Source organism: Croceitalea sp. MTPC6 (genome assembly GCF_036985525.1).
GTDB lineage: Bacteria > Bacteroidota > Bacteroidia > Flavobacteriales > Flavobacteriaceae > Croceitalea.
This window is the reverse complement of record NZ_BTGR01000001.1, coordinates 444,074-467,347: the sequence shown is the minus strand read 5'-3', so window position 1 is coordinate 467,347 and position 23,274 is coordinate 444,074. Positions and strand designations below refer to the sequence as shown.

At 34.5% G+C, this 23,274-nt stretch carries 23 protein-coding genes; 7 read left to right on the top strand and 16 right to left on the bottom strand.

Annotated elements, in window-relative coordinates:
* The first annotated feature begins 48 nt into the window (after positions 1 to 48).
* Together AACP56_RS02175 and AACP56_RS02170 are read left to right on the top strand one after the other, a co-directional pair.
* Positions 49 to 1,626 carry a sensor histidine kinase gene (locus tag AACP56_RS02175; protein WP_339333925.1) on the top strand — a complete coding sequence of 526 codons (1,578 nt, stop codon included), beginning with the start codon at positions 49 to 51 and terminating at the stop codon, positions 1,624 to 1,626.
* A gap of 6 nt (positions 1,627 to 1,632) precedes the next feature.
* Positions 1,633 to 2,346: a response regulator transcription factor gene (locus tag AACP56_RS02170; protein WP_339333927.1), complete on the top strand. Its 714-nt coding sequence runs from the start codon at positions 1,633 to 1,635 to the stop codon at positions 2,344 to 2,346.
* Positions 2,347 to 2,399: 53 nt separating this feature from the next.
* On the opposite strand, the gene AACP56_RS02165 is transcribed toward AACP56_RS02170, so the two are convergent.
* From AACP56_RS02165 to AACP56_RS02125, 9 genes are read right to left on the bottom strand one after another with little or no spacing between them, the layout of a single operon-like run.
* Positions 2,400 to 3,737 carry a GntP family permease gene (locus tag AACP56_RS02165; protein WP_339333929.1) on the bottom strand — a complete coding sequence of 446 codons (1,338 nt, stop codon included), beginning with the start codon at positions 3,735 to 3,737 and terminating at the stop codon, positions 2,400 to 2,402.
* A complete protein-coding gene (locus AACP56_RS02160) occupies positions 3,734 to 4,222 on the bottom strand; it encodes a gluconokinase (protein ID WP_339333931.1) in 489 nt (162 codons plus the stop codon). The genes AACP56_RS02165 and AACP56_RS02160 overlap by 4 nt, the downstream gene beginning before the upstream one ends.
* A complete protein-coding gene (gene miaA, locus AACP56_RS02155; RefSeq protein ID WP_339333934.1) occupies positions 4,215 to 5,138 on the bottom strand; it encodes a tRNA (adenosine(37)-N6)-dimethylallyltransferase MiaA in 924 nt (307 codons plus the stop codon). The genes AACP56_RS02160 and miaA overlap by 8 nt, the downstream gene beginning before the upstream one ends.
* Positions 5,135 to 5,977, bottom strand: coding sequence for an ion transporter (locus AACP56_RS02150; RefSeq protein WP_339333936.1), 843 nt, complete (start codon positions 5,975 to 5,977; stop codon positions 5,135 to 5,137). The genes miaA and AACP56_RS02150 overlap by 4 nt, the downstream gene beginning before the upstream one ends.
* Positions 5,978 to 5,980: 3 nt before the next feature.
* A complete protein-coding gene (locus AACP56_RS02145) occupies positions 5,981 to 7,270 on the bottom strand; it encodes an exonuclease domain-containing protein (RefSeq protein WP_339333938.1) in 1,290 nt (429 codons plus the stop codon).
* Between the two features lie 17 nt (positions 7,271 to 7,287).
* Complete coding sequence (locus AACP56_RS02140; protein WP_339333941.1) at positions 7,288 to 7,947, bottom strand: YggS family pyridoxal phosphate-dependent enzyme; 660 nt, start codon at positions 7,945 to 7,947, stop codon at positions 7,288 to 7,290.
* 11 nt (positions 7,948 to 7,958) lie between these two features.
* Complete coding sequence (locus AACP56_RS02135) at positions 7,959 to 9,194, bottom strand: DUF1015 domain-containing protein (RefSeq protein ID WP_339333943.1); 1,236 nt, start codon at positions 9,192 to 9,194, stop codon at positions 7,959 to 7,961.
* A gap of 5 nt (positions 9,195 to 9,199) precedes the next feature.
* Positions 9,200 to 10,087, bottom strand: coding sequence for a 3-hydroxyacyl-CoA dehydrogenase family protein (locus AACP56_RS02130; protein ID WP_339333945.1), 888 nt, complete (start codon positions 10,085 to 10,087; stop codon positions 9,200 to 9,202).
* Positions 10,088 to 10,115: 28 nt separating this feature from the next.
* On the bottom strand, positions 10,116 to 11,084 hold the full coding sequence (locus AACP56_RS02125) for a Gfo/Idh/MocA family protein (RefSeq protein ID WP_339333948.1): 969 nt from the start codon (positions 11,082 to 11,084) through the stop codon (positions 10,116 to 10,118).
* A 101-nt stretch (positions 11,085 to 11,185) separates the two neighbouring features.
* Between AACP56_RS02125 and AACP56_RS02120 the strand changes: the two genes are divergently transcribed.
* Positions 11,186 to 11,827: a protein-L-isoaspartate(D-aspartate) O-methyltransferase gene (locus AACP56_RS02120; protein WP_339333950.1), complete on the top strand. Its 642-nt coding sequence runs from the start codon at positions 11,186 to 11,188 to the stop codon at positions 11,825 to 11,827.
* Here the strand turns inward: AACP56_RS02120 and smpB are convergent.
* On the bottom strand, positions 11,824 to 12,285 hold the full coding sequence (gene smpB, locus AACP56_RS02115; protein ID WP_339333953.1) for an SsrA-binding protein SmpB: 462 nt from the start codon (positions 12,283 to 12,285) through the stop codon (positions 11,824 to 11,826). The genes AACP56_RS02120 and smpB overlap by 4 nt on opposite strands.
* Before the next feature lie 77 nt (positions 12,286 to 12,362).
* Between smpB and AACP56_RS02110 the strand changes: the two genes are divergently transcribed.
* The gene (locus AACP56_RS02110) at positions 12,363 to 13,109 is read left to right on the top strand and encodes a DUF6503 family protein (RefSeq protein WP_339333955.1); all 747 of its coding nucleotides are present in this window, start codon (positions 12,363 to 12,365) and stop codon (positions 13,107 to 13,109) included.
* On the opposite strand, the gene AACP56_RS02105 is transcribed toward AACP56_RS02110, so the two are convergent.
* The gene (locus tag AACP56_RS02105) at positions 13,106 to 13,657 is read right to left on the bottom strand and encodes a phosphoglycerate mutase family protein (protein ID WP_339333957.1); all 552 of its coding nucleotides are present in this window, start codon (positions 13,655 to 13,657) and stop codon (positions 13,106 to 13,108) included. The genes AACP56_RS02110 and AACP56_RS02105 overlap by 4 nt on opposite strands.
* 53 nt (positions 13,658 to 13,710) lie before the next feature.
* On the opposite strand from AACP56_RS02105, the gene AACP56_RS02100 reads away from it, so the two are divergent.
* Positions 13,711 to 15,156 (top strand): PorP/SprF family type IX secretion system membrane protein, encoded by a 1,446-nt coding sequence (locus tag AACP56_RS02100; RefSeq protein WP_339333960.1) that lies wholly within the window; start codon positions 13,711 to 13,713, stop codon positions 15,154 to 15,156.
* Between the two features lie 2 nt (positions 15,157 to 15,158).
* On the opposite strand, the gene AACP56_RS02095 is transcribed toward AACP56_RS02100, so the two are convergent.
* Entirely contained in the window at positions 15,159 to 15,755 is a 597-nt protein-coding gene (locus AACP56_RS02095) for a TetR/AcrR family transcriptional regulator (RefSeq protein ID WP_339333962.1), read from the bottom strand.
* A 102-nt stretch (positions 15,756 to 15,857) separates the two neighbouring features.
* Positions 15,858 to 18,458 carry an ATP-dependent chaperone ClpB gene (gene clpB, locus AACP56_RS02090; protein WP_339333964.1) on the bottom strand — a complete coding sequence of 867 codons (2,601 nt, stop codon included), beginning with the start codon at positions 18,456 to 18,458 and terminating at the stop codon, positions 15,858 to 15,860.
* A 144-nt stretch (positions 18,459 to 18,602) separates the two neighbouring features.
* Between clpB and ytxJ the strand changes: the two genes are divergently transcribed.
* Positions 18,603 to 18,995, top strand: coding sequence for a bacillithiol system redox-active protein YtxJ (gene ytxJ / locus AACP56_RS02085; RefSeq protein ID WP_339333966.1), 393 nt, complete (start codon positions 18,603 to 18,605; stop codon positions 18,993 to 18,995).
* A 34-nt stretch (positions 18,996 to 19,029) separates the two neighbouring features.
* On the opposite strand, the gene AACP56_RS02080 is transcribed toward ytxJ, so the two are convergent.
* Positions 19,030 to 20,214 carry a hypothetical protein gene (locus tag AACP56_RS02080; protein ID WP_339333968.1) on the bottom strand — a complete coding sequence of 395 codons (1,185 nt, stop codon included), beginning with the start codon at positions 20,212 to 20,214 and terminating at the stop codon, positions 19,030 to 19,032.
* A 235-nt stretch (positions 20,215 to 20,449) separates the two neighbouring features.
* On the opposite strand from AACP56_RS02080, the gene glyA reads away from it, so the two are divergent.
* Complete coding sequence (gene glyA / locus AACP56_RS02075; protein ID WP_339333970.1) at positions 20,450 to 21,724, top strand: serine hydroxymethyltransferase; 1,275 nt, start codon at positions 20,450 to 20,452, stop codon at positions 21,722 to 21,724.
* Positions 21,725 to 21,738: 14 nt separating this feature from the next.
* Here the strand turns inward: glyA and AACP56_RS02070 are convergent, their stop codons facing one another.
* Together AACP56_RS02070 and AACP56_RS02065 are read right to left on the bottom strand one after the other, a co-directional pair.
* Complete coding sequence (locus tag AACP56_RS02070) at positions 21,739 to 22,419, bottom strand: hypothetical protein (RefSeq protein WP_339333972.1); 681 nt, start codon at positions 22,417 to 22,419, stop codon at positions 21,739 to 21,741.
* Positions 22,420 to 22,596: 177 nt separating this feature from the next.
* Positions 22,597 to 23,265, bottom strand: coding sequence for a histidine kinase (locus AACP56_RS02065; protein WP_339333974.1), 669 nt, complete (start codon positions 23,263 to 23,265; stop codon positions 22,597 to 22,599).
* Positions 23,266 to 23,274: the final 9 nt, after the last annotated feature.

The following is a 23,274-nucleotide window of genomic DNA, read 5'->3' as shown; positions in this document are numbered from 1 at the left end:
AGGTTAAACGGGAAATAGCCTAAATGTTAAATTTCTAATTTTACTGCAATGAACAAGAAGCGTTTTGTTCTTCTCGTCATCTTAATGAGCCTCTCGCTTATTGGAATTATTTCTGTTCAGGTCTATTGGATCAAACAGTCTGTAGAAGATAAGGAAGAGCAATTTTCGAATGCGGTTGAAGATGTTTTAGATAAAGTTGCCGATAGGGTAGAAAGCAGGGAGCGAAAAGACTATATGGAACGTGTAGTTAATGCAGATAGCATAGGGGTTCCAAAATCTGAAAAGCTCCGTAGTATCTTGTTTGTTGACCGTGATGTGAATTCTGATGAGTTAATGTTTTATTCGCACGGAATTTTAGAAGAAGATTATGGTTCTTCTTCAATGTTCTTTGATAATCCTGGTGGTATAGATACTATACCTTTAAAAAACTTTACAAGCAAGCGTACCAAAACCATTCTCAAAGAGGAATATGGTTTGGATGGAAAGCGATATGCACTTACACCTATTGAAAAAATAGAAAAGTTTGGAGGTCTTTTAGAGATAGACAAAATTCTTATAAATGATGTTATTTCTGAAGCGGCTAAAAAAGTTCCCATTCATGATAGGGTGTCCAAGCAAGAAATAGAACTTTCTTTGGGTCGTGAGCTTAAAAATCGGGGAATTGATATTGACTTTGAGTATGGTGTTTACAGCAGGGGTTTTCCCACCAAAGTAAAATCAAAGCGCTTTAAGTTTGCGAACACATCGATTTATGAAACACCCATTTTTAGGGATAGTGATGGAATGACTGATTTTGCACTATTGATTTCCTTCCCTACTAAAAAGAAATTTTTGATAGGGAGTATTATGACTATGGCCATGCTGTCTTTGGTTTTTGTCTTGGTAATCGTTGTAGCATATTCAAGTGCCATCTATCAATTGATAAGGCAAAAGCAGATTTCAGAAATAAAATCTGATTTCATTAATAATATGACCCATGAATTTAAGACACCGATAGCTACAATTAATTTGGCTGTGGAGGCGATAAGAAACCCAAAATCGATTGATGATAAGGATAAGGTTTTGAGATATTTAGGAATGATTAGGGATGAAAATAAACGAATGCACGCACAGGTAGAAAATGTGCTACGAATATCTAAGCTTGAAAAAAATCAACTGGATATAAGTAAAGATAGGGTAGATGCCCACGACATAATAAATGATGCAATAACCCATGTAGAATTAATAGTCGAAGATAGGGGAGGTTACGTGAAAACACATTTGGGGGCAGAGCGTTCAGATATTTTGGCAAATGAGATGCATTTTACCAATGTAATTGTAAACGTTTTGGACAATGCGGTCAAATATTCGCCAGAGGCGCCAAAAATTGATGTGTTTACGGAAAAAGCAAAAAATAGCATCATTATAAAAATACAAGACCAAGGAGCTGGAATGAGCAAGGTGGTCCTAAAGAAAGTTTTTGAGAAGTTCTACAGAGAACACACAGGAAATATACACAATGTTAAAGGCCACGGTTTAGGTTTGGCATATGTGAAGAAAATAGTAGATGATCACCAAGGTGAAGTTTATGTTGAGAGTGAAAAAGGAAAAGGAAGCACTTTTTATATTAAACTACCTTTAATTTAAAAATTTATGGAAACGGAAAATAAGAAAATACTTTTGGTGGAAGATGATCCAAACTTTGGAATTGTCTTAAAAGACTATTTGCAAATGAATGATTTTGACGTTGTTCTTGCAAAGAATGGAATGGAGGGTTTTGAGAAGTTCAAGAAAGATAATTATGACGTTTGTATTTTGGACGTTATGATGCCTTATAAAGATGGATTCACCTTGGCTAAAGAGATACGCGAAAAGAATGAGAATGTACCGATTGTATTCTTGACAGCTAAGACAATGAAGGAAGATGTATTAAAGGGATATAAAGCAGGAGCCGATGACTATTTGAACAAGCCTTTTGATTCAGAAGTTCTTTTAATGAAACTTAAAGCGATACTTCAAAGAAAAGCTTCTAATACATTAGCAGACAGCAAGCAATTTGAATTTAAAATTGGAAACTTCCATTTAAACTCTAAGCTGCGTTTCCTAAAATATAAAGAAGAGGAACCTATTAAACTTTCTCCTAAAGAAAACGAGTTGTTACGTCTATTGGCATTGCATGAAAATGATTTAATGCCTCGTGAATTGGCGTTGACAAAAATCTGGAGGGATGATAATTATTTTACCTCAAGAAGTATGGATGTTTACATAGCAAAATTGCGTAAATATTTAAAACGAGATGATGTTGTTGAGATATTAAATATTCATGGTGAAGGCTTCCGTTTGGTAGTAAAAGTTGAAGGGGAATAATATCTATTCAGTTTTGTATAAACAAGGAGACCGCCAATTGGCGGTCTCCTTGTTTATAATAGTATATATAAGACGCTTACCGTAATTATACCAGTAAATGCCAAAAGTGTGGTCATCATGGTCCACGATTTGAAAGTTTGTTTTTCGGTTATTCCCAAATATTGACCAACAAGCCAAAACCCACTATCGTTTACGTGAGAAAATATACTGGCACCAGAAGCAATAGCAATTACCATACATGCAAGTTGTATTGGGCTAAGCTCGGCATTTATTAATAGTGGCGAAACTAGACCAGCTGCAGTAATCATTGCTACTGTAGAAGAACCTTGAACAATACGAACAATAGCGGCACTTACAAAGGCAAAGGCTAGAACAGGAAACCCTACATTGTTTAAAGAAGTAGCCAAGAGCTCACCAGCTCCAGTATTTGTAAGTACTTGTTTAAATACTCCTCCAGCACCTGTCAACAATATAATTGTACCTGCTGGTGCTAAGGATTTTCCTGTTATTTTAAATAATTGTTCTTTCGTATATCCTCTTCGAATGCCAAAAAAATACCATGCTAAGAAATTAGCAATGATCAATGCTGAAAAAGGATGGCCAATTAATGCTATAACATCCAATATAGTCTTGTTATCTATGCCTAAAATACCACTAGCGGTAATGGTATTAAAGAGTATTAAGATAATTGGTACTCCAATAATCAATAAGGTAATACGAATATTGGGTAATACAGTTTTTTCATCAGATGAAACTTCTTCTGGGGCTACAATATGTATCTTTTTTGAGATGTATTTTCCGAAAATAAGACCACTTACTAGAGCGGTTGGTATACCTACAATAAAGCCAACTAAAATCACCCATCCCAATTCCGCACCTATGATATCTGCAACGGCAATAGGACCGGGAGTAGGAGGTATAAAAGCATGTGTAATGGCTAAACCTGCTAGTAGTGGTATAGCATAGAGTAATAAGGATTTTCCTGTTTTGCGCTGCAAAGCATATATCATTGGGACTAAGATGATGAACGCCACATCAAAAAAAACAGGGATAGCTATTAAAAACCCGGAAATTACCATAGCAGTAGGTGCATTGTTTATTCCAAATTTTGCTACCATAAAATTTGCTATTGCCTTTGCACCACCAGACGCTTCCAAAATAGCCCCAAACATTGCTCCTAAACCTACTACCGTAGCTACAAACCCTAAGGTGTTTCCCATTCCCTCTTGAATGGTATTAATTATTTGTGTAGCATCCAGTCCTGCTATCAACCCAACGGTAATACTACCTACTAATAGCGCGATAAAGGCATTTGTTTTTAGCCTTAATATTAGAAATAACAGTATTGAAATTCCTGCTAAAACAGCCAGGATGAGATTGGTTTCAATCATTTAAGTTGATTTAAAATTTCTTGTAGTATTTGTTCTGGTGTCTGGATAATTGAAACTGAAATAGCATCATTTGGTTCTTCTAAAGTGTCAAATTGAGACTTAAGTAATTTTGATGACATATAATGCCCTTTCCTATTGTCAAGTCTAGACTTTATTTCATCGTAAGTGCCCTTTAAGTAAATAAATACACTTTCTTTTTCAATAGCTTCCTGTAGTTGTGCCCTGTACTTTTCTTTTAGCGCAGAACAAGCGATTACAGCTCCTGTTTCCTTATTATTTATGGCGAGCTCATTTAATGCTGTCAACCATCCGTATCTATCATTATCATCTAAAGCATGGCCAGAAGCCATTTTTTCAATATTTTTTTTAGGATGATAATCATCTCCATCATAAAAAGGAATTTGCAGAGTTTTAGCCAGTAATTTTCCAATAGTTGTTTTGCCGGTTCCTGAAACTCCCATTATGTAAAGAATTGATTTACTCATTGACCACAGCTTTAAGGTGTTTTTCCACTTTTACAATCATTTCCTGTTGCTTCAAATCAGAATCAATCCAAAATATATTGGAATTTTTCCGATACCAAGTTAATTGACGTTTTGCAAATCGTCTTGTGTTTTTCTTTATTTCTTCTATTGCCTTTTCCAAAGACCATTTACCATCTATAAAAGAAAATAATTCTCTATAACCAACAGTCTGTAAGGTATTTAAGTTTTTATGTTGGTAAAGCGATTTTACTTCCTCGAGTAAACCTACATTCATCATTATATCTACCCGTTGATTAATTCTATCGTAAATAATTTCCCTATCCGCTGCGAGGCCAATATAAATTGTTCTAAAACTACGTTTGCTTTTTTTCTGGTTTAAAAATGAAGAATATGCTTTTCCACTCCCAATGCATATTTCTAAAGCACGAATCACACGATGCGAATTTTCTAAATCTACCTTTTGATAGTAAACTTCATCAAGTTCTTTCAACTTAACTTGTAAGCTTTTAATGCCATTTGAGTTCAATTCTTTTATCAACCCTTCTCTAATTTTGGGGTCTACTTCTGGAAATTCATCTAAACCATCCACAACCGCATCTGTATAAAGACCGCTTCCTCCAACCATGATAGCTACATCTTTTGTTTTGAATAAGAGTACTAACTTTTCAATAGCCTCTCTTTCAAAATCTCCAACAGTGTATTGTTCCAAAACACTTTTATGTTGAATAAAATGATGCTTTACAGTTGAAAGTTCTTCCGGGGATGGAACTGCAGTGCCAATGCGCATTTCTTTATAAAATTGTCTTGAATCTGCCGATAGAATTTCTGTTTTAAAATGTTGGGCCAAGGCTATTGCCAGTCTGGTTTTGCCTATTGCTGTTGGGCCAACAACCGTAATCAATACTTTGGAACTCATAACACATCCCCACAATTATAGCAATGCTTGGCATTATCTCGATGCCCCTCAGCGGTGCAACTTGGACAGGCCTGCGTATTAGTGTGGACAACGCTAGCAGTATTTTTACTCTTTCTTCCATGTTTTGAAAACTCAACGGTTACAATCCCAGTTGGGACTGCAATGATGCCATAACCTAAAATCATGATTATTGTAGCTATAAACTGTCCTAAATTGGTTTGAGGGGCAATATCTCCATAGCCCACAGTGGTCAAGGTGACAATTGTCCAATAAATACTTCTTGGAATACTGGTAAAACCCGCTTCATCACTTTCTATGAGATACATTATTGTACCCATTATTACAGATAGTATTAAAACAACATAAATGAAAACAGCTATTTTGGCCCTGCTAGCTTTTAATGCAGCTTTTAATTGGGAAGCTTCCCCTAAGAATTTTACCAATTTTAATATTCTAAAAATTCGTAAAAGACGAAATGCCCTTACAGCCAATAATACTTGTGACCCAGCAAAAATATAAGAGAGATATAGTGGAATTGTTGATATAAAATCTATAATGCCGTAAAAGCTGAAAATGTATTTCAGAGGCTTTTTAATGCTAATAATTCGTGCTATATACTCAAAGGAGAAAAAAATAGTGATTATCCATTCGAAGGTCAATAAGAGGCTGTGGTACTTTACATCTATTTCGTCCACGCTTTCAAGCATCACCAATAAGACGCTTACTATAATTAAAAAGAACAATACAATATCAAAGAATTTACCTGATGGCGTATCTGCTTCATAGATAATTTCATGCAGTCTGTTCCTCCATCCAGATTGTACTTTATGTTCTTTCAATGATTATTCTTTTATTGGTATCATTTTAATCCTTTTTTGTCTGCGTAAATAGGATTCTATAATAAAAGTTGAGTGTTCATCACCTTCTATTGGAGCTATTATAGATTCTAAGATATGAATATTATTTAGTTGGTAATTTAAGTCCACAAAACCAACACCGTTTAACTTGCCTTGTTTGATTAAAATTGCACTCTGCTCCCCAAGTTCTCGACCTTTGTCCAACAACACTAGACTCCTATTGTCAATACTATATTTTTCTATAGCTTTCAATATTTTTTCATTTCGTCCAGCTGTATTTTCTTCCTCTTCGAGATGAAACTCTTTTTTTATCTTATGTAAAAAATTATCTGAAGCTTTGAAGGTATTAAAACTACCAAGACGTTTGGATTGACCGTTTTTCCTTTCAGATTTTAGGGATAGTAATCCAGCTGCATCTTCAAAAGCATATGCTCCATGTGAATAGCCCCTTTGTCGCTTTTTATCATTAAAGAGTGGAGTATTTCTTTTTATTTCATGGTGTTCCTTCAAAAGCGCAACAAGCTCACTGCCAGTTTTTTCAAAAGTTACTTTTTTAGTTTCTTTTTGTAGCTTTCTTGCCAAAGGGCCAACATTAGTAAAATGTTGATTCACTCTTTTTTTGATGTTTTTTGATTTTCCAATAAAAAGAATTTCACCATTCTTATCGTGCATGTAATATACCCCTGTCTCCGATGGCAACCGATCCACAATGTCCAATTGTTTTGTAGAAAGTTCGCCTAATGTTTCTTCGCGAACAACAGATTTTATAACGGTTTTATTGGAGTCTTTGTTTAAAAGAAGCTTAAAAAGCTTGAGTGTAGCCAGGGCATCACCATTAGCTCGATGTCTATCGCTTACGGCAATACCCAATGAACGCACCAACTTTCCCAAGCTATGCGATTCTGCTTCTGGGATTAATTTTTTGGAAAGATCTACCGTGCAGATTGTTTTTCGCTGGAAGTCATAGCCTAAGCGCCTAAACTCTGTCCGTAGGATTCTGTAATCAAATTGAGCATTATGGGCAACAAGAACCGTATCAGAGGTAATTTCCACAATGCGTTTAGCAACCTCATGAAATTTAGGTGCTGTAGTTAGCATCTTATTATTGATTCCTGTAAGATTGACTACGAATGGCTGAATGTCCCGTTCAGGATTGATAAGAGTTATGAATTTATCGACAACTTCATGGCCATTAAAGCGATGGATAGCAATTTCCATAATGCCCTCCTCGTTGTACTTTCCACCAGTGCTTTCAATATCTAGAATGGCATACATTAATCTAACGATTGCTTTTAAGAATAATTTCTAGCGCTAAAGATACTACTTCCAATACGTACCATAGTACTGCCCTCTTCAATGGCGATTTTGTAATCTCCACTCATGCCCATTGATAAGGTGTCAATTTTTGGCAATATTTTTTTAAGATTCTCAAAAACTCTTTTTAAGGATTTAAACTCTTTTCTGATTTGAGATTCATCGTCGGTATAGGTTGCCATTCCCATGAGTCCTTTTATTTCAACATGTTGCATTGCCTTAAAATCCTCGGAATTAACAATTTCCTCAAGCTCGGTTTGGTCTAATCCAAATTTGGTATCCTCTTCTGCAATATGCATTTGTAAAAGGCATGGGATTGCCCTATTGCATTTTGCTCCCTGTTTATTGATTTCTCGCAATAACCGAAAACTATCCACGCCATGAATCAAAGAAACAAATTCAGCCATGTATTTGACTTTGTTTCGCTGTAAGTGCCCAATCATATGCCATTGGATGTCTTTCGGTAAAGTTTCCCATTTTTTGGTCATTTCTTGGACTTTGTTTTCACCAAAAACCCGATGTCCAGCATCATATGCTTCCAATATATCACCATTGGGTTTTGTTTTGGAAACTGCAACAAGCGTAACTTTTTTTGAAATTGATTTAGTGATCTCTTCTAAATTTTCAATTATGGACATAATCTACAATGTTATATTTCATAAATAGCCAAACCACTTCTAAGTTTGGGCTCTATATACGTACTTTTTGGAGGCATAACCAGGTCTGCATTTGCAATCGCCTTTATTTCTTCTACTGTGATTGGTACTAATCCAAATCCTACAGTAAATTCCCCTTTATCAATACTATTTTTCATCTTAATGAGATTGTATTTTCCATAACCATAGGAGATACGCTTATCATTTCTAAGATCAGAAATTCCTAAAATGGGTTCTAGGATTGTTTTATATAAAATTTGAGTATCGAGTTCACTAAGTACATCGGTAAATTTATATACAGTTTTTCTTAAATAGAGTGAATAAAATTCACCATCTAAATACATGCTAAAATGATGTTTTTTGGTAGGCTTATATATACCATCATCTTTTTTTTCTATACGGTAAAAAGTATCCAACTGTATTAAAAACTCTTCTTTGGACAACCCATTCAAATCTTTTACCATTCGATTGAATTCGTAAATCTTTACATCTGACTCTGGAATTAGATAGCTCATAAAAAAATTATAGGCTTCGTTTCCTCTGTGCCCCTTGTTCTTTGAGCTTAAGTCTCTTGCCAACAAATTGGAAGAAGCACTCCTATGGTGTCCATCTGCTATATAGAGCGCATCTATTTTTGAGAATGCACTTTGCAAAGAGCTAATGGTTGCTTCATCATTGATTTGCCATAATTTGTGTTTAACCTTATCAGTAGTAGTGAAGTCGTATACAGGGGCTTTTCGCATTTCTTCTTTAATGATATTTGATATAACAAGGTCATCTTTGTAAGTCATTAAAACAGGCTCTGCATTAAAACCTACTGTTTTTAGGTAATCTGCAAATAAGATTTCCCTTTTTGCTATGGTGTCTTCGTGCTTTTTGATTGTATTGTTTCTATAGTCTTCAACACTGGTGGCACAAAAAAGCCCTAGGCTTTTAAAATTATCATTAGTAATTTGATACAGGTAAAAACTTGGGTATTTATCTTTTTGAAAGGTGTTGTCTTCCAAAAATTCTAAATATCTGTTATGGACAAGTTTAAACCGCTCCTTCCCTGTGATGGATTTATCAAATTTAAACCCGGGGTTTATAATGTGTAAAAAAGAGAACGGATTATATTTTAAAATTGAATTTAACTCTTCTTTTTGGTATTCTTCATAAGAACGTGAAGCCACAAAAGCCACCTTATCCACTGCAGGACGTATTGCCTTAAAAGGAAGAATCGTAGCCATTGGTTTTATATAAATTGTTTAGCCACCTTTTCTGCCTTTCTGGATACGGAGTAGTCATAAAATCCTTCGCCAGATTTTACTCCGAGCTTGCCAGCCATAACCATGTTAACCAATAGTGGACAGGGAGCATATTTTGGGTTTTTGAACCCATCATACATTACATTTAGTATGGAAAGGCAAACATCCAAACCAATGAAATCTGCCAACTGTAACGGACCCATGGGGTGTGCCATACCCAACTTCATAACGGTGTCAATTTCGCTTACTCCAGCAACACCATTATATAAAGTTTCTATGGCTTCGTTAATCATTGGCATCAATATTCTATTTGCTACAAAACCAGGATAATCGTTAACTTCAGTAGGGGTTTTTCCAAGTTTCTTTGACAATTCCATGATAGTATTGGTAACCTCATCTGAAGTACTGTACCCTCTAATGATTTCTACTAACTTCATTATGGGCACGGGATTCATAAAGTGCATTCCAATCACTTTTTCTGGACGATTGGTTGCCGCCCCAATTTGGGTTATTGAAATCGAAGAGGTATTGGTGGCTAAAATGGTTTTAGAATCACAAAGTTTATCTAGTTGTTTGAAAATGTCCAATTTGATGTTCAAATATTCTGTTGCAGCTTCAACGACCAAATCTGTATCTATAACACCTTTTTTTAAATCTGTAAAAGTGTTGATGTTTGAAAGTGTACTTTGTTTGTTGTCCTCAGAAATAATCTCTTTAGCCAACATTCTATCTAAATTCTTAGTGATAGTGGCAATTCCTTTTTCTAAAGAATCTTGTGAAATATCAATTAGGTTGACATTAAAACCATTTTGTGCAAATACATGTGCAATTCCATTACCCATAGTACCAGCACCTATTACTGCAATTGTGTTCATTGTATAGAGTTGATTTCTTAAAATTTATTTATTCGTTTTCGAAAGCTGCTATAACTTGTAATGCTACCCGTAGTGCATTAGCGCCTTGTTCTAAAGAAACTATTGGTTCAGAATTATTGTTTACTGCATCTGCAAAAGTTTCCAGTTCATCTAAAATTGCATTATTGGGCAGAATATCAGGGTTTTCAAAATAGATTTGCTTTTTTTCACCTTCGGCATTCTGTAGAATCATATCAAAATCTCCAGGATTTTCTGGAGCATTTTTCATTTTTACCACTTCAACTTTTTTCTCAAGAAAATCTACAGAAATATAAGCATCCCTTTGAAAAAATCGCGATTTACGCATGTTCTTAAGAGATATTCTACTAGCAGTTAAGTTAGCAACGCAACCGTTCTCGAACTCTATTCTAGCATTGGCAATATCTGGGGAATTACTAATGACCGAAACTCCACTCGCATTAATTTGCTTTACTTCTGAATTTACCACGCTTAAAATGGCATCAATATCATGAATCATTAAATCCAATACAACGGGAACGTCCGTACCCCTAGGGTTAAATTCCGCAAGTCTATGAGTTTCAATAAACATTGGGTTTTCTATAGCTTCCTTCACAGCTATAAAAGCTGGGTTAAAACGTTCTACATGACCAACCTGTCCTTTTACGTTATGTTCATTGGTTAAATTGAGCAACGACTCCGCTTCTTCTATTGTATTTGTAATCGGTTTTTCTATAAAAACATGCTTACCTTTCTCAATCGCTTTTTTTGCGCAGACGTAATGTGAAAGAGTAGGAGTGACAATATCTATAACATCAACATGGTCAATAAGTTGATTTATGTTTTCAAAATATTTATAACCAAATTCTTCACTTACTTTTTTGCCATTGATTTCATCTGGATCATAAAAACCAATTAATTCATATTTTTCGGATTGGTTGAGCAAACGAAGATGTATTTTCCCTAAATGTCCTGCCCCTAGAACACCAATTTTCAGCATAAAATTCAGTTTTTTCAAAAATACGGATATAGGTTCAATTTGCTAAGGCATTTTAAGGAAGTTCGCAAAGAACTTTATAAATTCGTGAACCAAACCAAAACATGCGAGATACTTTAAAACATAGGGGAATGCGCAATAAACTTGCTAAAGTTGTTGCTTCAAAAGGAGTTACTGATGAGAAGGTATTGGATGCCATCAAGGAAATCCCTAGACATTTATTTTTGGACAGTGGGTTTGAAGCCCATGCTTATCAAGACAAAGCGTTTCCCATCGGTGCTGAACAAACTATATCCCAACCGTATACTGTTGCTTTTCAAACCGAACTTTTGCAAATAAGACCTAATCAAAAAATACTGGAAATAGGTACTGGAAGTGGATATCAGACCGCTATACTACTTAATTTAAAGGCTAAAGTTTATACTATAGAACGTCAACAAGAACTGTTTAAAAAAACTAAGCTATTTTTTAGTAAAATGGGCTATCGTCCCAAAAAAGTAATTTTTGGAGATGGTTACAAAGGATTAGAAGAAGAAGCCCCTTTTGATGGTATTATTGTTACAGCTGGTGCACCAGAAGTTCCAAAACCATTAATGGCTCAATTGAAAATTGGAGGGAGGTTGGTTATTCCTATTGGTGTAGATGAACAAATCATGACTCTATATGAGCGAAAATCAGAAAAAGAGTTCGAAAAGAAAGAGTTTGGAAATTTTAGGTTTGTGCCGTTGTTGGAAAACAAAAATTAATTGTTAAAGCTCTTTTTGATTCTGGATAGATTACGCTTGTTATCCCTATCCTTAATAGTTTCGCGCTTATCGTACTCTTTTTTACCTCTAGCCAATCCTATGTTTATTTTAGCGAGCCCTCTGTCATTTAGAAAAAGATTTATGGGTACAATAGTATTTCCGGAGGTGGTAACTTCTTTTCGTAACTTTTTAAGCTCTTTTTTGTTAAGAAGTAATTTACGTTCCGCCTTTGGTTTATGGTTATAATGGCCACCATGGCTATACTCATCAATTTGCATATTTACAACAAAGAGCTCGCCAGCCTCATTGAATTCACAGAAGCTTTGTGATAAAGAAGCCTTTCCAAGTCGGATAGATTTAATTTCGGTGCCGCCAAGAACAATACCAGCCGTATATTTATCCAATATTTCATAATCGAACTTGGCACGCCTGTTTTTAATATTGATGTTTTTTTGCATGGGTTGCAAAAATAAGAACTCTAAAATTAGTAGGCTCGCGATGTAATTTTTTAGGTATAAATACCGACAGAATCAAAATGAGAAAAATCACTCTAGTTTTACTTATATTATTTTTAAACGCTTGCATTAGCGAGAAAAAAAAGCAATTAACTGCACAGGAAATTATTGATAAATCTATTGAAGTAAGCGGAGGAAAACTACACAACGATTCTAAGGTCTCTTTTTTGTTTAGGGGTAGAAATTATATTTCTGAAGTTATTGAAGGAAAGAAAACATTAAAACGAATTACCTATACTGATTCTCTAAGAATTACTGATGTTAAAAGACATAATTCATTCCAACGATTTTTTAACGACAGTTTGATTCAAGTTTCTGACTCTATCGCAACGAGATATTCAAATTCGGTAAACTCTGTTCACTATTTTGCTCGATTACCATATGGTTTGAATGATTCTGCGGTTAAGAAAGAACTTTTGGGAGAAAAAAAGATTAAGGATAAAAACTATTACAAAGTCCAAGTTACATTTACTAAAGAAAATGGGGGCGAAGACTTTGATGATATCTATATCTATTGGTTTGACAAGGAAACTTTTAAACCCGAATTTTTAGCTTATGAATTTCATGTTGATGGTGGAGGAGTTAGATTTAGAGAAGCATACAACGAAAGATATATTGGGAATATCCGATTTGTCGATTACAATAATTTTAAGCCTAAGAATAAGAATGTTTCAATTTTTGCAATAGATAGCCTTTTTCAAGCTGGGGAACTGGAACTGCTATCAAAAATAGAACTGGACAGTGTGAAGGTAGTTGTTGCCAATTAATTCATTTTCAAACGAATATCCGTGGCAACACTATCTATTATTCTCACAATGAACAAACTGCTATTGTCTGTATCGTCCATCTGTTCATATTTTTCATATCCTATTAACTTATTTACCATCATTGGCGTTGTGTTACTATGACCAACAATCAATACGTCTTTGCTTAAATTATCCGCTTTCAAACTTTCTATATCTATATCACTTGGATTATAATAAGTGACATTTATATCTTTTTTCACAGAAGTTGGAGCTGCGGTCATTGAGGTACGCTCATAATTTGTAGAATAAATCACATCTAAGTCTATGGGTTCAAAAATTTCTGCCCATTTAATGGCTCTACCCAAACCATCTTGATTTAATTCTGGATTTGAATTTGATGGGTCTGTCCTGTCTTTTTCAGCATGCCTAATTAAATAAAAAGTTGATATTATCGGGTCTGCTTTTATTTCTTTATCTTTAGTATTGCAGCTTATAATCCCCACAGCTATAAAGACAAGAAGACAAACTTTATTGAGACTAATTTTTTTAAATTTTGTTGAAATTTTCATATTCAGGTGAGCTTGGTTTTTCTAAAAATAGCATTAAATTTTTATTTTCCCATATGCAAAAAATTATAGTTGTCTCCTTAATACTATTATTTTCTTGTAAAGTATTTGGTCAAGAGGCTATTCTTCCAAATGATTTTAGGCAACATTCGTTAACTCAATTTAATTCCAGTTTACTAAATGCTACAAACGTATTGGATTGGAATAATCCTCGATCACTTTCTCTTTGGACACGTTGGCAATGGCAATCTATAGATGGAGATCCTACCAGTCTATTTTTAAATTATTCGCATAGTTTTAGTTCTAAAACAGGAGTGGGTTTAGGTTTTTTACAGCATAATACTGGCACTTTTTTAAATACTGGAGGTATTTTAAATTTTGCTCAAGCTATTACATTAAAAGAAAATATAAATCTCATTGTTGGAGCAAATGTTTATTTATTTACACAAGAAGTAGCCGATGATAGATTTGATCCTGATATGGATGTATCTGGACTAGAAGGGAGGAATGATTTTGTTGCTCAATTTTCACCAAGTGTTCGTTTAAACATAAACAGGTTTAACATTGCAGCCTCACTAGAAAACACTTTGGATTATAATTTTTCGCAAAGTGAAATTATTGATAACAGTAAAATTTTTGTTGGAACTATTAGTAATGACTTTCCCATTGTACTCTTTCCTTCTATCGAAAACAATTTTATTAGGCCTGTGTTCTATGTTAGGTCTATACCTGATTACGATATGCAATATGGGGGTAATTTGTTACTATCAACTTCAAAATTTTGGGTCCAAGGTGGATATAACAATTTTTATGGACCATCTGGAGGTATAGGAGGTACTTTTTTTAATACTTTTTCCATCGGGGCATTAGTCGAATTTGGAACAAGTACTGAACTTACAGATGAAGAACTTACTTTTGAGTTAGTTGCTTCATATCATTTTGGAAAACCAAATCGAAGTGAAAAAATAGTTGATTTTGATGACGAAGATCAAATTGAAACTAAAGAAGAAGTTATTGAAGAACCAATTCAACCAATAGCCCAAGAACAACTAGAACAAAAAAAGCAGCTCGAACAGGAAGAGATTAAAGAAAGGCTTCTTAAAAAACAACAGGACTCAATTCTACTCCAAGAAGAGAAAAATGCTCAGTTAATAAAGCAGAAAGCTCGTTTAGATAGTATAAACAAACTGCAACTAACTAAAGAAGTGGATGTGTTACCCAATGAGAAATATGAAGAGGTCACTAGCACTACAATTGATGGATTAACACCTGGGTTTTACCTAATAGCTAATGTTTTTGGCACGAAAAAATACTTTGAGGCTTTTATGAAGTCTATGACTGATAAAGGGCTAGAACCTAAATCTTTTTATCGAAGTCAGAATAAATTTAACTATGTCTATTTAGGAAAATACAATACTATTGAAGAAGCACGAAGAAATAGAAACAGTAAATTAAATGGTAAATACCAAGGAAAAACTTGGATTTTTAGAGTTAAGAAATAACGTTATTTTTTGATTTCTTTTTGAACAAGTTGCTCCAAATAAGCCATTGTATTTACCAAATACTTTCTATCTCTAGTCATTGTGGCCATTGCAACCGCACCATTTAAAATGGTATATAATTGCTTTGCAAATTGTAGTGGAGGAACTGGTATCTTTATTTCTTTAGCGTTAACACCATTTTCAATAACCAAAGCAATTTTTCCTTCGATTTCCTTGATAGTCTCTTTGTTGGCAGCAACTAACAAAGAATTATTGTGTTGGGCATCTACACCAATATTTAAAATTGGGCATCCTCCCATTTGCATGGTAAAAACATCATATTGTCTGTAAAAGCTGATTAAAGAATATATTTTATCCAAAGAGTTTCCGCCATTGTTTAACAACTCATCTATTTTAGCCAATAAAAGTGTTCTATTGTGTTGAAATGAAGCTAAAGCAAGGGCTTCCTTATTCTCAAAGTTTCCATAAATCGCACCTTTCGTTAGCCCAGTTGCTTCTGTTAAATGGCTCATACTTGTTCCTACATAACCATGTTTGTTAAAAATAGGAGCAACGGTTTCTATAATATACTGAGTGGTGCGTTCAGCTTTGGTTGACATGCTATGTGGTTTGATACTAGCTAATATAGAAAAAATATATACTGTATGGTATTAAAAAAGACACCTAATTCAAGGTGCCTTTTTAATAAATCGTCATATAGGCTATTTTACCAACTCATTTTGATTTCTAAAGACCAGCTTCTCATCAAAAGAATCTAGTAAAATAATACTTTCTCCTTTTATGTTTCCTGCCAAAAGTTCTTTAGATAGTTTGTTTAAAACTTCTTTTTGTATCAACCTTTTAATTGGCCTTGCTCCATATTGTACATCAAACCCCTTATTGCCTAAATAAGTTATTGCTTCATCAGTAGCATCTAAGGTGATATTTTGCTTTAACAACATCTTTTTTAATTGTTCCAGTTGTATGCCCACTATTTGTTTAATATCCTCTTTATTTAGAGGTGTAAACATAATAATATCATCTATCCGATTAAGAAATTCTGGGCGTATGTTCTTTTTCAATAATCCTAGAACTTCTACCCGTGCACTTTCCGTAGCACTGTGGATATCCTTATTGGCTTCAAACTTTTCTTGAATAATGTGGCTTCCCATATTACTGGTCATTATTATTACGCAGTTTTTAAAGTCAGCCACACGACCTTTATTGTCCGTTAACCTACCTTCATCAAGTACTTGTAGCAATATATTAAAGGTATCTGGATGCGCTTTTTCAATTTCATCAAGAAGTATCACGGAATATGGTCTTCTACGAACGGCCTCAGTTAATTGTCCTCCTTCATCATACCCTATGTATCCTGGAGGTGCTCCAACCAACCTACTCACTGAGTGGCGTTCTTGATACTCGCTCATATCAATTCGGGTCATGGCATTTTCATCATCAAAAAGATATGCTGCCAATGTTTTAGCAAGTTCTGTTTTTCCAACTCCGGTTGTCCCCAAGAATAAAAAAGACCCAATGGGTTTTTTAGCATCTTGTAAACCTGTCCTACTTCTTCTAATTGCATCGGAAACTGCCTCTATAGCTTCTTCTTGTCCTACTACTCTTTTATGTAAGACATCTTCTAACTGCAATAACTTTTCACGCTCGCTCTGTAACATTTTTGTTACTGGAATTCCTGTCCATTTTGCAACAACTTCGGCTATATCCTCGTTGGTAACCTCCTCTTTGATAAGTGTGCTGGACTTTTGTTGCTCTAACAGTTCTTTGTTCAGCCCATCCAATTGCCCTTGGGCCTCTTTAATTTTTCCGTAACGTAGTTCTGCTACTTTGCCATAGTCTCCATTGCGCTCTGCACGCTCTGCATCTAACTTATAGGTTTCTATATCCTGCTTGGTTTTTTGGATATTGTCAACTACAGTTTTTTCACTTTCCCATTTGGCAAAAATTTCGTTTCGCTGCTCTTTAAAATTGGCCAACTCTAAGTTCAAAGATTTTAGTTTTGCACTATCATTCTCTCTTTTTATAGCCTCTATTTCAATTTCCAGCTGCATTATTTTTCTGTCTAGAACATCCAATTCTTCAGGTTTAGAATTGATTTCCATACGCAATTTCGAAGCAGCTTCATCAATTAAATCAATTGCCTTATCGGGTAAGAACCTATTGGTAATATAGCGTTGTGATAGTTCTACTGCAGAAATTACCGCTTCGTCTTTAATACGAACTTTATGGTGCGCTTCATATTTTTCTTTGATACCCCTAAGAATTGAAATAGCACTTTCCGTGTCGGGTTCATCGACCACAACTTTTTGGAATCTTCTTTCTAATGCCTTATCCTTTTCAAAATATTTTTGATACTCATCTAAAGTAGTTGCCCCAATGGCTCTTAACTCCCCTCTTGCCAAAGCAGGTTTGAGGATATTAGCTGCGTCCATAGCCCCTTGACCACCTCCAGCACCTACTAAAGTGTGTATTTCATCAATGAAAAGTACTATGTCACCGTCGGAAGAGGTAACTTCTTTAATAACAGATTTTAAACGTTCTTCAAATTCTCCTTTATACTTTGCACCAGCGATAAGTGCCCCCATATCTAAAGAATAGATAATTTTTTCCTTAAGATTTTCGGGTACGTCTCCTTGTACAATTCTATGGGCCAAACCTTCAGCAATAGCTGTTTTACCTACTCCTGGTTCGCCAACAAGCATGGGGTTGTTTTTGGTTCTTCTGGATAATATTTGTAAAATTCTTCTAATCTCTTCATCCCTTCCAATAACAGGGTCTAGTTTTCCAGAGTCTGCAAGCGAATTTAAGTTCTTGGCATATTTATCAAGAGAGTTATAGGTGTCTTCGGCGCTCTGGGAAGTTACTTTGCCCCCTTTGCGTAGTTCTTCAATAGCTTTTAATAAGTCTTTTTCTGTAACGCCATTATCCTTTAAAATCTGACTTATTTTACTTTTTGACTTAAATATGGCCAAAATCAGATGCTCAACGGATACATACTCATCTTTCATCTTTTTGGCAACAATGTTAGCTTCATTTATTGTTTTGCCTGCTTCTCTGGACAAGGCTATTTCACCTCCAGAAACTTTAGGAAAACTTTGAAGTTCTTTGCCCACAACTTGATTGATGATGTCTACATTTATATTGAGTTTTTTCAAAATAAACGGCAATACATTTTCGTCAACTTCTGAAATTGCTTTAAAAAGATGTTCGTTTTCTATTTGTTGATGCCCAAAACCTTGCGTAATTTGTTGCGCTTGTTGTAGGGCTTCTTGTGATTTTATGGTAAAATTGTTAAAATTCATTTCAATTGTTTTTTACAAGAAAAGCAACAACCTTACCAGTATATCGCATCGGTCAAAATGTCGCCAAAACCTTGAAAATAAAGGACATTTTGTCTGTTTTGTTAAGTACTTTAAAATAAAACGACAAAGATTAAAAATTGGAATATGGGTTTATTTGGAGGATTGTTTGGTGGAGGTTCAGAAGCAAAAAAGGAAAATAAAGTTCTGCCGTGGATTCCTTTGCAGTCTATTGATCAATTGGACGAAATAGAGGAAAAGTCTAAATCTAAAACACAAGTTGTTTTTAAACATTCAACCACTTGTGGAATAAGTAGAATGGTTTTAAATCTATTTACGGATACCTATACTCTTGATGAGAAAAGTATAGACCTTTACTTTTTGGACCTACATGCAAACAGAGATGTTTCCAATGAAGTGGCGGTTAAGTTTCAAATTTTGCACCAATCTCCTCAGTTATTGATCATAAAGAATGGAACTACAATTTTCCATACTTCTCACGGTGCTATTTCAGAAGTTTCACTGGAACAATACATATAAAAAAGCCCCAACTTTCGTTAGGGCCTAAAATATACTAATTGAAATTGTGCCGTTGCACTACACTCTTAAGTCTTGCTTTTAAATCTTCGCCGGCGTCATAAACCATTTGTTCATTAGAAGGAAACGGTACTGCAGCTAAATCTAAAAGGGCAATTAAGTTGTTTTCCAGTGCTCTTTTATCACCACTATAATTTGCATATACATGCTCAAAAACAAACTCACTAGAGATAGGGTAGGAGTTAATTTCTTGACCGTTCTCTAAATCAACAAAACTTACCTTTGCACCAACTTGAGCGTTTTTAAATTGTGTAAATTGATAAAAGCTACATGTTACTTTTTTAAACTTATCAACTTTAATATCATTACCTAGACTGTCTTTGGCAACATTTCCGTTAGCATCCAAAACATAGTCGTAACCATCCCTAATCTGCTTTTCTTTTATTATTTGCTTCTCATTGGTTTGCTCAGGAGAAATATTAATTTCTCTGAAATCTAGATACATGGCATAATCGTATTTGACAGATTCAAGAGGGTTTTTATGGAACTGAGTCCAAAGATTATTGATACCGTAAGTATTAAAGTCTAGTAGCTCTTCTTCCAATCGCTCAGGAATTATCTGTTGCGTGTCATTTCGCAATTCAATTCTTACATAATCCAATCCTTTTGTGTATGCCTCATCCATTTTGGACACCGTATTATAATAACCAGGGTTTATTTCATTCAAATATTTGAAATCATCATATGCTTGTCTATAATCATATTTATTCACGGCATTCTTAAGTAAATCCGATGCATTCGCATATAAATATTCAGACAATTCAGCTTTTGTTTGAATTATTTGGGAGTCATAATTTTTGAAGTTGAAAGACGCATTTCTATTTTCACCATAAATAGGCAATGGTAATAATGGTGCAATTCTATTTTGTAATTTTTTCAACTGTAAATATGACCTATATATTTTCTCTAAGTTAGCAGGGTTGCCATCTTTTTCAAGAAATGCCACTGTTTCCAATTCTCTTTTCTTGTTTTTCACAAATGCTTCTTCCAATAAGAGCACATACTCTTGATTTCCTTTTTTAGTCTTATTGTCCGAAAGTTTAGCAATAGCTTTATTCATAGCTGTCACATAGTTACCGCTGTTTAAAGCCTCTTGTGTTTTTTTAACTCCCCCGCAGGCAGTTAAAATTAGTAAAGTGATTAATAGTAAAGATTTTTTCATGGCTTTTGATTTAATGGTTTATTGCTAGGTTTTCAATAGCTGTGCCAAAAATGCTTTTTTGATAAACGTAAATCTAGTGGATGTAGTATAATGTATTTGTAATTATTTGATTTTTAGAATATTGTGTGATTTTTAGAATTGTTGATTTTTGTTGAATAAAAATCGTGAAATATTGCTTTTGTTGGTATGCTTATGACTACTCCAATTCGTATTTTTGCCACTTAAAATGTGCAAAATGCGAAGAGACCATCATGTTTTTGACCTAATTGAAAAGGAAAAAAAAAGACAGATACAAGGCATAGAGTTAATAGCCTCTGAAAACTTTACCAGTCCCCAAGTTATGGAAGCTGCAGGCTCAGTATTGACCAATAAATATGCTGAAGGCTATCCTGGAAAACGATACTATGGCGGATGTGAAGTAGTAGATGAAGTTGAACAGCTGGCTATTGATAGGGCAAAAGAACTTTTTGGGGCAGTATACGCTAATGTACAACCACATTCTGGTTCTCAAGCAAATGCATCTGTTTACCATGCATGTTTAAAGCCCGGAGATACCATTTTAGGTTTTGATTTATCTCATGGAGGGCATTTAACTCACGGTTCGCCAGTAAATTTTTCTGGTAGATTGTACAATCCTGTTTTTTATGGAGTAGAGGAGGAGACAGGAATCTTAAATTATAATACTATTCAAGAAATTGCTGAAAAAGAAAAACCTAAAATGATTATTGCTGGGGCTTCCGCATATTCTAGAGACATTGATTTTAAGCGCTTTAGGGAAATAGCTGATAGTGTTGATGCTTTGTTGTTGGCTGATATTTCACATCCTTCAGGACTAATAGCGAAAGGAATATTAAATGATCCAATGCCACATTGCCATGTAGTGACCACCACCACTCATAAGACATTACGTGGTCCAAGAGGGGGGTTAATAATGATGGGCGAGAACTTTGAAAACCCGTTTGGAATAAAACTCAAGAATGGAAATCTTCGTAAGATGTCTGGACTATTGGATTTAGCAGTTTTTCCTGGAAACCAAGGAGGCCCTTTAGAACATATCATTGCCGCCAAGGCTGTCGCCTTTGGCGAAGCACTATCAGATAGCTTCTTACATTATATGGTTCAGGTAAAGAAAAATGCTGCAGCTATGGCCAAAGCATTTATGGATAGAGATTATAAAGTAATTTCTGGAGGTACTGATAATCATATGATGCTAATTGATTTACGGAACAAGAATATTACTGGAAAAGATGCTGAAAAAGCATTGGAAAAAGCTGACATCACTGCAAACAAAAACATGGTTCCGTTTGATGACCAATCTCCATTTATTACTTCCGGAATACGTTTCGGGACTCCTGCGATAACAACTAGAGGCTTAATAGAAGAAGATATGGAAACAATTGTTGGTTATATTGACGAGGTGTTGTCAAACTCTGAAAATCAAAAAATTATGGGCGGAATAAAAGAAAATGTGAACAAACTAATGTCACCCAAGCCTTTGTTTACAGCTTAAAAACTAAGACTTTATTATTCATTGTTCAGAAGGATAAAGTCCCCATCAATGATGTTTTTGCTTTTTAAGTCGTATACTAGGGAATCTTGGTTAACCTCAGAGTAGAAGTAAAGTCCCCAATAGTTGAAATAACTGGTCCTAATTTTTGACATCACCCCATATACATCGTCAGATGCATAAGTTTTGTCCGTGGACTCTTCAAAAACTGGGATAAAAATTTCATACGGCATTTCTGTAAGCCCTTTTGTGAAATGGACAAAGTTTTCACTTAATGCTCCTAATATAGAACAAAGTTGGTCTGTTATATTTTGATTAGGAATTTTTGTAATAAATAACGAAGTGTCTATAAAATATATCGCAATCTCTTCGATAATTATCTTTTGGGAGTTCAACTCTTGTAGTTTCGTGACCGCTTGTTCAAAACCTGAGTACTCTAGCTTGGAGTTATTTTTACAAAAGCCTCCCCAGTTACCACTATTTAAATGAAACAAACTTTCGGTAAGGCCGAAATTACAATTTAGCCCAATATTAATTGATAAGTCTGGACAACTCTCATTGAAAGTTGTTTTGATGTTAGCCTCGGCAAAAAAGAATTTTTCTAAACTACTCACAAATTGATTAATACCCATAATTTCAAAAGAATCATTAGAAACTTTTGAGTTGGTATTACCGTTGGTATTCTGATTTTGCCGCATTCAATTTGGTTTGTATTATAAAGTTAAATTGAATATTGAACATTGGATTGGCGCAAAACCTTAAAAAAACTAAGGTTTTAATAGTAAAATCATTAAATTTTGTTAAAAAAATGTTAAAATTTAATGAACTGTCCTATTTAGTGCTTGGAGTAAACAAAAAGACCGATGAACGGTGAGTTAGATAAAGCCCCTATTTTTTGCAGCTAAAATCAAAGCTAAGTCATTCTCTTTTTCTGTCCCAAAAAGAGATTTTAAGTGTCTCTTTCGATTTTCTATGGAGGAGGCAGATAACTCTACATAACTTTCCAAGTCTTTAGTTTTTGTACCTATTGATAAGTGATATAATATTTTCTTGTCATTTTCATCAAGAGAAATAGTAGTAGACATTCTTTTTCTAATTGCTGCCAATGCTTTTGAAGAATAATATGGCGGTTTAAAAGTAACGGTCTTTACTGCATCTTCTAATGATTTAGGATCAATATCCGTTTTAACCATGTAACCGTCAGGGTCTACGGACTTTAGAATACTGTTTATTCTATGGTTATCACTAAAAGAGGACATGAATATTATTTTTGACTCTGGAACCAACTTCCTGGCAAGCTTACCCAAATCTTCACCATTGTGGGGTTGTTCTTCATTTGGGGGGTATAGTTGAACATCTAGAAAAATTATATCATACTTAAAAGAATTTACAGAATCTTTAATCTTTTCTTCACCGCTTTTATACGAGTTGGCGGTATCCACTATAATGGTATGGTTTTCAAAAGAAATTCTTTCCAGAATAAATTTGTAACCGAGCATTGTCATTTCATGATCATCTATGGCTAAAATTCTTAATGTCTTCATAGAGATTTC